Annotated in this window: 8 protein-coding genes; 1 reads left to right on the top strand and 7 read right to left on the bottom strand. The window is 58.6% G+C overall.

The genetic code is table 11. The annotated features are described in order from the left end of the window. Positions 1-128: 128 nt before the first annotated feature. From ACZ1JV_RS08200 to ACZ1JV_RS08185, 4 genes are all read right to left on the bottom strand, one after another. Positions 129-2,519 carry a TonB-dependent receptor gene (locus ACZ1JV_RS08200; RefSeq protein ID WP_465139083.1) on the bottom strand — a complete coding sequence of 797 codons (2,391 nt, stop codon included), beginning with the start codon at positions 2,517-2,519 and terminating at the stop codon, positions 129-131. A 219-nt stretch (positions 2,520-2,738) separates the two neighbouring features. Then, positions 2,739-4,214: a GH39 family glycosyl hydrolase gene (locus ACZ1JV_RS08195; protein ID WP_465139084.1), complete on the bottom strand. Its 1,476-nt coding sequence runs from the start codon at positions 4,212-4,214 to the stop codon at positions 2,739-2,741. Positions 4,215-4,261: 47 nt separating this feature from the next. Then, complete coding sequence (locus ACZ1JV_RS08190) at positions 4,262-5,311, bottom strand: alginate lyase family protein (protein ID WP_465139085.1); 1,050 nt, start codon at positions 5,309-5,311, stop codon at positions 4,262-4,264. 191 nt (positions 5,312-5,502) lie between these two features. Continuing rightward, positions 5,503-7,068: a glycosyl hydrolase family 79 N-terminal domain-containing protein gene (locus tag ACZ1JV_RS08185; RefSeq protein ID WP_465139086.1), complete on the bottom strand. Its 1,566-nt coding sequence runs from the start codon at positions 7,066-7,068 to the stop codon at positions 5,503-5,505. Between the two features lie 187 nt (positions 7,069-7,255). Here ACZ1JV_RS08185 and ACZ1JV_RS08180 point away from each other — a divergent pair, with 187 nt between their 5' ends. Further along, positions 7,256-7,951 carry a TetR/AcrR family transcriptional regulator gene (locus ACZ1JV_RS08180; RefSeq protein WP_465139087.1) on the top strand — a complete coding sequence of 232 codons (696 nt, stop codon included), beginning with the start codon at positions 7,256-7,258 and terminating at the stop codon, positions 7,949-7,951. Positions 7,952-7,989: 38 nt separating this feature from the next. Here ACZ1JV_RS08180 and ACZ1JV_RS08175 read toward each other — a convergent pair whose 3' ends face one another. The 3 genes from ACZ1JV_RS08175 to ACZ1JV_RS08165 form a co-directional block, all read right to left on the bottom strand. Continuing rightward, positions 7,990-9,915 (bottom strand): sulfatase family protein, encoded by a 1,926-nt coding sequence (locus ACZ1JV_RS08175; RefSeq protein WP_465139088.1) that lies wholly within the window; start codon positions 9,913-9,915, stop codon positions 7,990-7,992. A 298-nt stretch (positions 9,916-10,213) separates the two neighbouring features. Further along, the gene (locus ACZ1JV_RS08170; RefSeq protein WP_465139089.1) at positions 10,214-11,590 is read right to left on the bottom strand and encodes a sulfatase family protein; all 1,377 of its coding nucleotides are present in this window, start codon (positions 11,588-11,590) and stop codon (positions 10,214-10,216) included. A 26-nt stretch (positions 11,591-11,616) separates the two neighbouring features. Further along, positions 11,617-14,025, bottom strand: a complete 2,409-nt coding sequence (locus ACZ1JV_RS08165; RefSeq protein ID WP_465139090.1) for a TonB-dependent receptor — start codon at positions 14,023-14,025, stop codon at positions 11,617-11,619. Between the last annotated feature and the right edge of the window lie 77 nt (positions 14,026-14,102).

Raw genomic sequence — 14,102 nt, 5'->3', positions numbered from 1 at the left:
CTCCCTTCAGGGGCTCCAGATCTAAGTCCGTCCAGCAAATTAGTGTCAGCTGTGGCAAACAAAAAATGGCGGGGCCGCAAGGGCACCCGCCAAGGTTGGGAGCTCGGAGGGAGCTCATTCAAAACTAGTTAGCGCGAGCCGAAAGCATAACGGACGTTGATACCGAACTCGCGAGGCGTGGTCGTCGTGACGCCCGTATAGGTGCTGGTTGCCGTAGCTGCGACCGTGGACGTGGCGCCCGTGGGGATCAGGTAGCTCGTGAAGAGCGGGTTGGTCCGCGAGAGCGTCTTGGTCGTGCCGATGATGTTCTTGGCGAACAGCGATACTTCCCACGCCCCCTTCGGATCACGGATGCCCGCGAACAGGTTGAGCAGGCCGTAAGCACCGACATCGTCGAACCTGTTGGTCGGGTCGGTTTGCGAGCTGCCATTGAAGCTGAACAGACCGCGCAGGTAGGAGTCGACCTTGTCCGAGATTGGCAAGGTGTACTCGCTGGTTACCGACGCGCTGAACGGAGCCTGGAAGCCCGAACGCTGAGTGACCTTGCAGGAGGCCAGATTGTTGGCGCCGACTGCGGCCTGCAGTTGAGCCAAGCTAGGCGCCGAGGTAACCGAGTCCGGGATGCCGTCGCCGTTCAGATCGTTGCACGGCACGGTGCCGTTTTTGATCTTACCAAGCGAGTAGCTGCCGACGACCCCGATCGACCACTGCGGTGTCACGCTGAAATTGAGGTCGCCTTCCAGGCCGTTCACTTCGACGGGAACTGCGCCGACGAAATTGAACTGCGAAACCTGCTGCGCGATACCAGTTACGGCGCCGGCGGCATTCCGGACGGCCACGGTGTTGACGAAATAGACGCCCTGACCGCCAACGCGGTACGGGTAGTTTTTGAACTTCTGATGGTAGGCGGTCAGGTTTGCGCGGAGCCTACCGTCGAGGAAGGTGCTCTTCACACCAACTTCGTACGACTTGGAGGATTCCGCCGGAAGATTGGTGAACGAGTTCTCAAGCGCCGAGCGGGCGAGGCTGAAATCGCCGACGACATTGATCCCCGGGCGCCAGGAGCTTCCCGTGCTCGCGTAGACCATCAGGTCGCGATTGATATTGTACTTCGCCGACGCGGAGTAGATCCACTTCTTGGCATCCTGCCCGTCCGTGGAAATGGTGGTTCCGTTGACGATCGTCTCGTCATGCGAGGTGTAATCGATATGACGCAGGCCACCGGAGAGCTCGAAAGCATCGCCGATATGGCCGGTCAGGTTGCCGAAGAACGACTGCTCATGCGAGTTGCCGACGCGCGCGACGGGCGTGTAGACAACCGTAATCAGCCGTCCAGTGGGCAAGCCGATCATCGTTGGGCTGGTCAGCTCGGTTGGCGAGCTGTTCTTATAATCGAAGAAACCTGCCACGTAGTCCAGGAAGCCGAACATGCGTTCGCTGTTCTGGAGGCGCACTTCATGTGAGGTCGAGGAAGGGTGCGAGAACGTGGTCTGCCAGACGTCCCCCGGGAAGAAGTTCGCACCGTCCTGGTTGGCCGTAGAGGAGATCTTCTGAGTGTAGTGCTGACCCTGATAGATCAGGTTCTGGCCGGCGAACGTTGCTTCTGCACGCCAGTTGTAGATGTCATAGACCTGATGGATGCGGCGGGCGGTTTCCTGATTGGAAAGGCGATCCTTAGTCGAAATGAAGACCGGGCTCGGCAGAGCGTCCGGGTTGGCTTCGCTGAACGAGGCAACCTGGTCGTAGGCGTACGACAGTCGGTCGAGGCGCTGATAGAGCGCTTCAGCCTTGAACCAGTCAGTCGGCTGCACGAGCGCCGAAATGCGGCCGCTTTTGGTGCGGGCATATGGATCGCGGCCGCTGTAGATGGTGCGCACGCGGTCGCCGTCACCTTCATCCCAGACGCCGGCCGCGCGGATGGCGGCGATGCCCTCGATGATCGGGATATTGACAGCACCCTTGAAGTTGGTCGTGCCGATATTGTTGGCGGTCAGGTCCACCACACCGCCATAGGAATAGAGATCCGGCTTCTTCGCGGTGACAGTGATAGCCCCCGACGGTGCCGCTCGTCCGCGCAGGGTACCTTGCGGGCCGCGCTGAACTTCGATCTGCCCGATATCGTACATCTGCTGCAGAATGACGCCGGCGGTGATCGGAGCATCGTTGAAGTAGAATTCGACGGTGGGATTGTTGCCGCTCGCCGTGATGTCGAAGTTCACGCCGCGCATGCGTGCATTGCCGCCGGTGCCGTTCGATTCCGTGGTCAGTTGGAGACCCGGAACGATCGACGAAACATCCTTGAAGTCGCGGAGGTTGAGTTTGGCGACTTCCTCAGAGGTGACAGTGTCGATGACAGCCGGAACGTCCTGCACGTCCTCGTCGCGGCGTCGTGCCTGGACAATGATGACATTGGTCGGATCGGCTTCGTTGGCGACAGGCTGTGTCTGCTGCTGAGCCATTGCTGGCGTGGTGAAACCCGCCATCGCGGCTGAGCACAGCCATAGCGTATGGACCTTCATTCAATCCCTCCCATTTATTGTACGATTAGTGTAATTGGTCTTGGCCAGATGCCCCCGAGAGTCAATTTTTTGTACGACATTTGGGCGTCGAACCGTCTGTTTTTCGCTGCGGCGATGGACGAGCAGTTCGGGGCAGGCGGAATGCCTGAGAGCCTTAGGAAGGTTAGGATTTTGGCGACGCTATCGCGGGCTCGACGGCATGTCGTCTGGTTCTGGAACCTATTTGGATTCGATGAGGGCGATGCCCTCTGGCGGCAGTGTCAGTGACAGCTGCCGAGCGCCATTAAGCCGGTAACGCTGTGGGGGCGGAAGCTGGCCCGCCTTCCGCAGTGCTGCGATTTGAGCAGAGGTCGGAAGTTTGGGTGATCCCATTGCTCGCCAAGCAGGGAACGGAGATCCTTGCGTTTGGTCGACTTGGGTGACCAGGAGTTCCTGTCCCGGCTTGAGGTCTTCGATTGTGATCTGCAACTGCTTCTGCGTTCCCACGACATTGCGCGTTGCATCGGCCCCAGGGATGCCGGCTGCTTGCGGAACTTCAGCCAGGTTCCAGACCAGCGCTGCAAACGATCCATTCGACTTCCGCGACGCCAGCGCCGGACCTTCGGAGAATACTCGCCTGTCGCCCAGAGCGTGGAGGAGGCGGTAGGTGTTATATCCCGGTCGCGGGATCCCGCGCTGCAGGAGGGACCAACCCATAGCGCCATCCTGCAGCAGATAGTCTGCCGGGCCAAGCTCCTCATATGTCCCGCTGAGAACCCAATGGGACATGATCTGCGCTTCTCCCAAAGCGCTCTTTAGGACATGGGCGATCATAGCCGGGCTGTCTGCCGACCATTCACTTATATAGAGGGGCAACTTGGCCATTTTGCTGGCCGCTATCGAGGCCCGTGCGCTTTTGATCGCATCAGGAATGATGTCGTTGACGGAGAGACCGGGGGCACCCTCCTTTTCCGGGCCGATGCCACCGGCATAACTATGGGTTGAGACGAAATCCACTGGCGCATTTTCGGCCGCGCAGAAGTCTAGGAACTCAGGAATCCACTTAGTGCCCGACGTCGCGGGCCCGCCCACGCTAAGCCTCGGCGACACCGACTTCACTGCGACGGCGGCGTGCTTGTAGAGCTCGAAGTAGTCGGACTGTTTGCCGGTGAAAAAGAATGGCAGGTCGGGCTCGTTCCAAATCTCGATCGGCCATTTCGCCACGGCTTCAAGGCCGTACCGATCGACGATAAAACGGGTGAAGTCACCGATGAACTGGCCCCACGCCTCCATCGATTTCGGAGGTGTAATGTTGCCCTTATAAAACCCGAACGCAGCCGTGCCTGATGCAAGTTCGCTGGGCATGAAACTGAGCTCGACGAACGGTGACAGCCCGCGGTCAACCAAGCCGTCATAAACCTCAGCGACATCGCGGAAATTAGCGGTACCGGACCGATGCTGCGGATAGCGGGTGAGTACTCCGAGCTCATCATTGAGAATGCCATGGAAGCGAACCTGTCGGACACCGATTTGCTCCCGCGCCAGGTCAATATCTTCCCGCCAGCTCTCTCGCATGGTGATCGCGGCTCGGTCCGAGCCGACGCAGCTCCAGATATGTGGCAGATCTCCAATGTCCTCACGAGATCGGATCCGGATTGGCACTGTCTCGAGAGGCAGGGCAGCCAGCGCAGGAAACGATGCGGCAGTTGCGGTCACTGCGGATCCCACAAGGAAGCCTCGCCGTCCTATGGTCATGTCGTCCCTCACCTTTGAGCTTCCCTTTCCAGCACCATCAGCCACTCGCCTGGACCGTCCTCATCCTGATCCGGGCCGGGCGTTACGGCAGCCTGACGCGCAAGTTGGGTGGCCAGTGCGTCCCATTTAGGGTCAAGGCAGGCAGCCATCAGGTACGCGTGGCTGGCGGTCGCCGGATTCCACGGCTTATTCTGGTAAGTTTCTCGACCGGCAGCGGCACGCTGCCGGTCGAACGGGACAACCGACTTCACGAATTCGATGTGGGTTTCGGCGCCGCTCGCGAACTGGCTCAACCAGTTGAGAGTGGTCGGCAGATTTCGGCCATCGGCGCCGTGGTAACCGAACCAATCCTGCCCGTGCGCTTTGCCAGCCAAGGCGGCGAGAAGCTGGGAAGTGAGGCTGTAACTCACATAATGCAGTGCATCCCGCTGGGCGAAATCGAGTGTGGATCCGTCAGGACGAAGATTGGCGTCGACGTGCCGCTCAAATAGTTTGTGCGCGCGTTCAACCAGATCCGCATCACCGATTTGAAAGGCAGCCATCGCCGCGAGCTTGATGCGGTGGCTTTGCCAGTTGTTCGTCAGGGTGGGCTTGATTGGGACATTGCCGGTCTCCATGGCGTCGATGTAGCCGACAGCCATGTTACGCAGGAACGTGTCGACTTTGGTGCGCGTCGGACGAGGCAGATCTCTTTCGACGAGATCGTACGCGAGGATCAATCTGTCGAAGCGACCCTCGTCGATGGGATTAAATGACAGCTCGTAGGTGGTAACCCAAGCATCAAGATAGCGGTCGGCCTGCTTGAGATATGCCTTCTGACCAGTGAGCCGCCAGGCGAATGCCAGATCGAACATGATCGGCATGTCCTCAAGGCTATCCCGGGCATCCCTGATCGCTCCCACGTTCGAAGGCGCCGGATTTGCGGCCCCCGGCGCGGCTGTCTGACCAGAGCTTACGCCTTCGATCCGGATATGCGCCGCAGGTCGAGGTGGGCGATTGAGATAGCTCTTGGCGCGCGCCAGCACTGTGGCCTTCAGCGCGGGATCGATAGTGCCCATTCCGAATGTCGGGGGAAGCACGGCGAAGTCTGGTGCCGCGGTACGCGGTTCGCGCGCGGCTTGGTGTGCCTTCGCCGGTAAGGGCGGGCAAAAGATGAGGGTTATCGCCAACATTGCGGTTACCGTCGCAGTTGTGCGTGGCACCCGGCGATTGCGAATGGGGAGCATCGGCATGTGATCCACCCCAGGCACTAACGACAAGCCGGATTTCGGGCATCCGGGATTTGCAGGAAGGAGATGCTCGTTGCTGGCAGCGTTGCCGATCCCCTGCTTAGGCCCAGAGGGCGTAGCGACGGAAGGCTGTCTTCACTGCCAAGTTCGAGCGCCTTGCCATTCAGGAGGACCGACTTCGATTGTAGTTCGGGTGCGGTCAGCGTGTAGATTTGGCTCCCCTTCGAGACCTGTAGCGTTTCCCCGGCACTGCTCGCGTTGATTGCCACCAGGGTCACGCCGCCTTTGCTTTGAGCCGAGCAATGAGCGTAGACGTGCAGACCCGGTTTCTGTTGGTCGCCAGCGTCGAGGACAGTCGATCCGACGAGCCGATTCCACAACAAAGCGGCCCAATAATTCGGGCGGGGTGCAAACGTTTCGGGTTCGAGCAGGCCGTAGTTGCCGCCCACAAGTGTCTGGTGGAACACCACATCTGCCCCGAGTTTCGCCAGTCGCCCCAACTGGTCGACATAGCGGAAGCTGTCCACGAACGTGCTGCTCCAAGGAGCCCCGCTGCAAGCGGCTCCAGCGGTCTCGGTATTCCAGATCGGCGCTCCAGGCGCGAAGCGGTCTCGCAACGCCTTGTGCTCAAGGAACGACTTCTCCGTTCGCGCGAACCATGCGTCCGTCATGGAAAGTTCCGGGGTTGTGCTCACCGGGGTGTCAGCAGGGGCGCACCTTGGCGCCACCGCCGGATAGAAGTGGTAGGATATGACGTCGAACTTGGGAGTTGGCGTACCCGACATGAGCGCGCTGGCCGTAATGTTGCCGGGAAGTGGCAGATTGGCGACATTCACGTCGCCCGGCCCCACAATCTTCATCTTCGGCAGCGTTTTAGCGACAAAGGCGTGGAACGCGACCTGATCGCGAGCAAACCAGCTTCCATCGTAGCCTTTGGGGGCGCCGCCGTAGTTGGGCAGATTAGGCTCATTTACGAGTTCGGCGGCGTCAATTTCTCCACCGAGGCTGTGCGTGTAATCAGCCAACGGCTGCGCAAGCAGTGGAGTCCAGGTGCCTTGGGCATCCCTGACAGCCGAATTGATCGTGAACGACATGAGCAGCTTGGCGTCGACAGCCTTGGCAAAGTCGATCACGCCCTTCCATTGCTGGCGGGTCAGGACGGTGTTGTAGCCGGTAGGGGGAGGGGACGCGGGCTTGTCGTCGTTCTGGAAAAACACCGAGTTCGCCGAGGTGCCGCTCGTTCGCAGATATGCTGGGCCAAGGCCGGCTGCGAGGGCACGCAAGCGGTGATTGTACAAATTGAGCGGTTCTTCGAGTTTGACGCCGCTCATCACGGTATTCACGCGCTCGTCGCTATGGTCCGCGTCTGAACTGCCCTTGGGTGCCGCCTTTGCGGGCTGGCTCGACATTCCCGTGATGGCAATCAGGTCAAGGTTGTAGGATTGGTAGCGCCGGTCGACCTCACCGATCTTCTGCATTTTAGCCGCGTTCAGGGGTGCCTGTTGGGCTGCAAGATTGGCAGGACAAACTGCGACCGCCGCGATGCAAGTCGTCAGAACCACCGGTTTGCGGAGCGACATCCCCATTAAACTCTCCCTGCATTTGTATCGCCACATCCGCTCATCGCGGATGGCTCGCTGCTCTCGTCAGCATTGTTCTTGAAGGCTGATAATCTGAACGACAGGGCTCATCGTCAATTAAATATACCGTCGGTATGATTCCATCGCCACGGCGCTTGCTTGACACTGATGATCGGTCCAGTGATCGAGGAGAATGGAAAACAGTCCGCAATTAGAGCTCGAAATGAAACCGAAGGATCCCGAGAATGGCCGTTTGGCGGGAGCAAGCCGTTCTCGTGGCCGTCCTTCACGTGCCGAGGCTGCGGCCATCGACAAACGGGTTCTCGATGTCGCTAGAAGTAGCTTTTTGGCCGACGGAATTTCGGCGACGACTATGGACGCGATCGCCGCAAAGGCCGGTGTAACAAAGGCCACGCTGTACCAACGCTACGATGACAAGGCTGCGCTTCTGCGTGCCGTGATGCATGACCGTGTAGCGGCATGGTCAGCGATATCTGATGCCCGGCCACAACCTCGCGGGGATACACTTCGGGAACGCCTGCAGCATTATGCGCGCTCCTTGACGCGCTGGAGGCGAGATCCGGAAGTCAAAGCTTTCGGCGACTTGATCCGAGAAGCTTGGGGCAATACCCGCGCGGTGGCTGAGGAAATCCAGTCGATCCGCTACAATCGGATGGTGGATGTGATCCAGAGCGACATCGAAAAATTCGGTGCTCTCGACGGCATGAACGTTTTGAATTCGCGCTTGGCATCCGAGATGTTCCTAGGACTCATCGGCGGAGTACATAGCTATCTCGCCGATCGTGATGATCTGGAATTGGAAGGCGAAACGGCCGAGCACCTTGAGCGGGCCGTGGACGTATTTTTGGCAGGGAAGAGCATCTGGTAGAAGGCCGCAGACAGCAGCGTCTGCGGTGGCAGCCGGGGTTAGAGCGTTGGCGGCGGAAACTTTACCGCGGGCCACTTGCCGAACACGGGACTATCGGGCTTGTAGGTACCATCTAGTACGGCCACCAGATAACGGCTCGCGATCCCGATATAGTCGTCAACTCCGCCTGCGCTTGGCGGCGGCGGCGTGGTAGCCGCCCGGCGCAGTGAGGGCAGCGCCGTGCGAGCGGGGGAGCCTATCAGCGTTAGTGCGTCGAGTGCCTGGAGCCGGACCGGCACAGTTTCATCGCTGTCGAAAATCTGGGTCAGCAGCGACACACCGGCTTCGGCCTCGCCGACTTCAGCGACCGCATGCGCAGCAGCTATCCTCGCATGGACACATGCGTCGGCGTTAGCCATTTTCGTAAGGCCGCTAAGGGCTTGGCCAGCGTATTTTGCGAGGCCCCGTAACCCGGTAGCGCTCCAGTAGCGAACCAGCGGGTTCTTGTCGTTCAAATTGGCCATGAATTCAGCAAGGTTGGCAGAGTCGCGCTTGGCGCTGCGCTCTGCCAAGCGCATCAGCTTTTCTAGCGGATAGACAGATCGGTTCCGGCTCTCGAAGTAACCTTCTCCGGGCGCCCCCTCGGGGATGAAGCCATTATCATTGATCTCCAGCATATGCCGATCGAGCGCGCGCCGCATTTTGGCGATCCGTGATTGGTGTTTTGGATCATCAATCAGATTGCTGAGCTCATCCCGATCCGTGTGAAGGTCATAGAATTCCTCGAACGGTCGAACTTGGAAGAAGCTGTCCTGGGCCGTATTAAGCCGTCCCTCTCGGTGCTCCAACTCCCATGACTGGTAGCTTTTCATGAGCCAGGCGAAGGCCTCGTTGATGCCCGAAGGACGATCCGGATTGTAGTTCCTAATCAATCTGAACCTGCCGTCGCAGACTGTGCGGACAAAGTCGTACCGTTCATCCATGCGGTTACGACTTCCAAACGCGAATTCTTCAGGTTTCCCCTTGAAGGGGCCCAACAACGCGCGGCCCGGCATGTGGGGGGCTTTGGGCTGACCAATCAATGACAAGAGAGTAGGGACAAGGTCGATGTAGCTCACCGGCGTGAAAATTTCACTGCCGGGAGGGGCCGGAGCCAAGTGCTGCCATTTGGGAGGGACGTAAACAATAAGGGCTGTACGGAAGCCCTCATCGTAGGCAAAATGCTTGCTACGCGGTGCGATACCTCCGTTATCCGAATAATAGAAGACGATTGTATCGTCGGCTACGCCCTGCTGTTCAATCTGGGCGAGCCTGTCCCCGCAGTTCTTGTCCATGATCTCGATGCGATTGTAGTAACTTGCAATATCGCCCCGAACTTCCGGCGTGTCTGGCAGATAGCCAGGAACTCTTACGTCTTCGGGCTTTACGCGGCCAGGGGTCGTATAAAAGACCTGCGATTCGTGGGTCGTGAAGTCATTATACACCGCCATGAAAGGCTTTCCGGAAGGACGATTGTACCATTGCGCCTTGCGACTGGACTCATTCCAAATCCGCTTCGCATCGACGTCACAATTGTAATCTTCCTTCCAGTTATTGACGCAGTAGTAGCCTGCATCTCGAAGGAACTGCGGATAGGTTTTGAGTTGCTCCGGCAAATGCGCGTTTGCCCTCATGTGCTGGGCTGGCGAGCAACTTTCCGCATATGCTCCGGTAAGAATGCCGAAGCGTGAAGTCGCGCATACGGGACCGTTGGAAAACGCATTTCGATAAACGACGCCCTTCTTTGCGAGGGCATCGAGATTCGGAGTGTGGGCTAACGTGTCGCCGTAAGCGCCGAGGAATGGATTGTTGTCCTCGCTCACAAGCCACAGGATATTGGGCAAATGCTGCGTGCCTGCCGCCGCGGAGCGTTCAATCCCGGCGAACAAACCGGCAATCAGGGCACCTGACGCTGCGACTACCGCACGCCTTCTGGTTATTTCCATCGCAATTCTCCTCCTCTGGCAAACCAAAGTCGCTTCGCTCAATTAGCGCCCATGTGAGAAACGGGCCGGGCAGCACGACAAATGAGGGGAAAACCGTCACTTTTGGCTGCCCGGCAAGGTAGTCAGCGGGCTTGCGGTTCGCACAAGCAAAGGAGGGAGGTCCTTGCTGATAGAACTACGAGTAGTACATTTAATTCCGCTGTCAATGCGGCGTCGAGCCTACATCTTCGATGTTCGCTTCCATCGCCGAGGCGCTTGGAATAGTGGCGAAACAAAACATAGGCTCGAAGCAAATCTATTAGTCCTGTTGACGCGACGTCCCCACGCGCGCGGGCCCGCTAAACGAGGGCATACCTCGTTTGAGCGGACCAAAGGTAGAGCGCGCCTCGGCCAGTCTATTACGCATCTCTGCCAAGACCTCGGGGTAGCGCTGGTGTACGCTGTAGTTCTCTCTGGGATCGGCGACGACGTCGTAAAGCTGGGGGTATTTGCGATCGATTGGCAAGATGTGGCCGTGGTAGTCGGCATGGGAAATGCATTTCCAACGCTGCGTTCTTATGCCGGTCACTTCTTCATCGTCGAATAGGAACAGAGCGTCGTGCGGGGATGGTTCGCCACGCTTTAGGAGGCCGCTGATATCCTTGCCGTCTAGAACGACCGAGGCCGGATTCGCCGATCCTGCCATTGCGCAGAAGGTGGGTAAGAAATCGATGCCCATTGCGATGGAATTGGTGCGGCGGCCAGATGGTACGGTCCCCGGCTGCCAGGCGATGCATGGCACGCGATAGCCGCCGTCATAACCTGCACCACCCTTGCGGTCGCGCAGCACGCCAGAGGAGCCTTCGAAGAACGGGCCGTTATCCGACGTGAAGATGACGAGAGTGTCCTTCTCCAGCCCTAACTCGCGCAATTTTGCCAAGAGTCTGCCGACGATGCCGTCGATCTCCTCAACCACCTCGCCGTATGCACTCGCCATTTTGGGATCGCGGTACTTGGCGTTTGGATAGTTTTCAATGTGCGGCGCGCTGAGGGCGAGTTCGACGAAGAATGGGCGGTCTTTGTTCGTTTCGACGAACTTGATGGCCTCATTGTAAAATCGCTGCTGCAACTCACTGAGGTCTGCAGGCTCGAAAACCGGCGGCACATCCGGGCTCGTATCAGTGATAAGCGATAGCGGCGCCATGTCGTGGCTATATGGAATGCCAAAGAAATAATCGAAACCGTGGCGGTTCGGCTGCCAGTCCGGTCCTTGGTGGCCCAGATGCCACTTTCCAAAGAGACCAGAAATGTAGCCCGCGGGCTTCAGAGCCTGCGGGATGGTAACCTCGCTGGTGGGAAGAATACGCTTGTCGTTCTCCATGATCACACCCCACGCCAGGCCGCTGCGGATCGGGTAGCGGCCCGTCAGCAGACCGGCACGCGAGGGGGTGCAGAGATTTTGCGGCGCATAATAGTCGGTGAGGACCAAGCCTTCTCGCGCCATCCGATTGAGATTGGGAGTGGGTATAGTCTTGCCACCCGTTGGCTGGATGTCCCCGTAACCAAGATCATCGCACAAGATGACGATGAAATTCGGTTTGCGAGCAGTCCGCGCCGACAACAGGTTCGGCCTAATCATAGCGGACAGGGCGGTCGAGCCGAGCAGTCCAAGCATAATCCTACGATTGACCAACATATCCATCTCCCAATTTGTTTAGCGGATCACCAACTGAAGCCCACAGTCCCGCCGAAGTATCGGTCGGCATTCTTCGGCCGGAAGGCGTAGACATCAATCAATGCAGGGGTGAGCGGGTTCAGCGCGGTAGGCGACACACCCGTGTAATAGTTTGTGTCGAAAAGGTTTTTGACAAAAGCTGCGGCGCTCCAACCCTTCTTGCCTTGCCGAACTCCGACGGAGAGATCGACGAGCGCGACGGCATCGGTCCGCTGCAGCGGGTCCTGTTCCAAGGCGAATTGCTGACCGCTCTGGAATGTCAGGTCGAGTTGGGCGAAGCCGATCAGGTTATCATCAAACGCTCGCTCGTAGCCCGGCGAGACATTGATCCGCCATTCCGGGGATGCCGGCAGCGTCCCACCGCGCACATCCTGCACCGGTCCGCTCGTCAACAGTGCGCCAGCAGCGTTGCGATACTGGTAACGATAGCAGCTGTTGATGGGGCGGGCCGCGCCAAAGGCGATCGTCGGCGCCGTGGCCTGGAACTGTGAGGGGCAATTCAGCCCATCGATATCAAAGTTCGCTTTCGTGTAAGCCAGGCTGGCATTGACCGAGAACTCGCGACTGGGCCGTAAAGTCGCTTCGATTTCAAAGCCCTCGGATTGCGAGGATCCGGCGTTGGTCGGCACAAAGGCGATGACACCGCTGACGGCGTCCGATCGGTTTGTCTGCACTTGGAGGTTGGTATAGTCAGCCAGATAGACGGCTGCGGCAAAACTTAAGGTTCCGTCCGATGTTTGCCCTTTGAAACCGACTTCCCATGCGTCAACGTGTTCCGGGCGCACCGGCGCCTGGCTGGCGAAATTTGTTCCAATGTCGGTGTAAAGGCCGAGCCCCTTGTAACCACGGGTATAGGTTGCGTAGAGCTGAGCGTCATGGCTGAATTTATACTGCAAGCCCGCTTTGCCGCTGAACCCCGTGTTCCTGAACGATTGACCTGCCCAATCGCTAGGCACCCCACCGAAGTAGCTATCGCCTGCGACGATCGGACCTAGGGTTTGCCCATAGACTGAGAGAGTTTCTCGCTGGACGCGAGCTCCCCCGATGACGCTGAGATTACCGACAACCTTAAGCTCTGCCTGCCCGAAGCCGGCTATGCTCTTGTTCGAGAGTTCGGAGAAGCTGGCAAGCGATTGGAAAGCTGGAGCCGGGCAGGGCTGTCCGAATGTGCCAGTGGAGCAAACCGCTCGGCGCCGCGCGAAATAGCGGTCGACCGAGAGATCGTTGTAGTAGACACCAAAGACGTAGGTCAGACGATTGCCTTGTCCATTGGACGCGAGGCGCAGCTCCTGGCTGAAGTTATGAAGATCGGTCGTACCGAAATTCAGGCTCATTTGCGCGGTGGCGAACGGGCTTATATAGATCGGCTTCTCGTAGCCCATGTTGTCTACCTCCAGGTTTTGGGTGAGGTGGTAGATTTGATAAGCGGATATCGATGTGACGGTGGAACCACCGAGATCCCAGTCAGCTTTGAGCGAGTACGTTTGCTGGGTGCTGTCAGCCAAGGTGAGGTCGTTATTCCAGACCTGCCTGTTGTCGGGGCCGATTGAGACGGGGCCGGCCACCTGTGGCCGCAGCGGATTGTTCGCTTGAACTAGGACCGGCTGGCAACAATTTGCGTCAGATTTTCGGTAATCGGCCGAAAGCAACAACGTCAAAGTGCTGGTTGGGCTCCATTCCACCTTGCCCCGGACGCCCCAATTGCGCTCGCTGTTGGCATCGTGCCCGGTGAGAACGTTATCGAGATTGCCACCGACGTCGTTGTAGTAGCCAGAGAGGCGCACGCCTAAATTGTCTGTGATTGGCCCCGAGACGGTTCCGGAAAGCCGATATTCGCCCATTTCCGCCACAGTAGCCGATACCTGTCCCTCGAACTCTTTCGAGGGCGCGCGGGTGATGATGCTGATGACGCCGGCAGTGGCGTTCTTGCCGAACAGGGTGCCTTGGGGCCCTCTCAAGACTTCGATGCGCTCGATATCTGCAAAATCTGAAAAATTTTGCGCCTGCCGAGCACTTACTACCCCATCCATTACCAGGGAGACGGCCGGCTCTGTACCGAGGCCAAATAGTGACGTACCGACGCCACGAATACGAAAGCTGCTGGCGACCGGATTGGCGGCCTGCTGAAAGGTCAGCGATGGTACCGCGAGCGTCAGCGCTCTTGTATCGTTGATTTGCCTGGCTGCGAGTTGATCGCCTGACAGCGTGGCAACCGCAAGGGGGACGTCCAGCAGGCGCTCGCTGCGCTTTTGCGCTGTCACAACGATATCAGGGTTGGCCATTGGGAGCTCTGTTTGTTTCGCGCGCGCAGGTGCGCTGAGCATGGCAAGCGCGATCACCGAAGACGCGGCGAGAGCAGTGTTGTTTTTGAGATTTCGGTTGGCTGCAGGCAACATTGCGACTGATTTTCCCCTGACCGCATACAGAGCGCAATTCGGTGCCCGCCGGTGGAGGCGAGTAGATCGATGCGGTC

Source organism: Novosphingobium sp. BL-S-19 (assembly GCF_055521675.1).
The sequence above is the reverse complement of the archived record's forward strand: the minus strand, read 5'-3'. Positions and strand labels throughout refer to the sequence as shown.

Bases quoted from the DNA above. Each gene is read 5' to 3' on its own strand.
- ACZ1JV_RS08200 (WP_465139083.1), bottom strand. From the start codon at position 2,519: ATGAAGGTCCATACGCTATGGCTGTGCTCAGCCGCGATGGCGGGTTTC.
- ACZ1JV_RS08190 (WP_465139085.1), bottom strand. From the start codon at position 5,311: ATGGGCACTATCGATCCCGCGCTGAAGGCCACAGTGCTGGCGCGCGCC.
- ACZ1JV_RS08185 (WP_465139086.1), bottom strand. From the start codon at position 7,068: ATGGGGATGTCGCTCCGCAAACCGGTGGTTCTGACGACTTGCATCGCG.
- ACZ1JV_RS08180 (WP_465139087.1), top strand. From the start codon at position 7,256: ATGGAAAACAGTCCGCAATTAGAGCTCGAAATGAAACCGAAGGATCCC.
- ACZ1JV_RS08175 (WP_465139088.1), bottom strand. From the start codon at position 9,915: ATGGAAATAACCAGAAGGCGTGCGGTAGTCGCAGCGTCAGGTGCCCTG.
- ACZ1JV_RS08170 (WP_465139089.1), bottom strand. From the start codon at position 11,590: ATGTTGGTCAATCGTAGGATTATGCTTGGACTGCTCGGCTCGACCGCC.
- ACZ1JV_RS08165 (WP_465139090.1), bottom strand. From the start codon at position 14,025: ATGTTGCCTGCAGCCAACCGAAATCTCAAAAACAACACTGCTCTCGCC.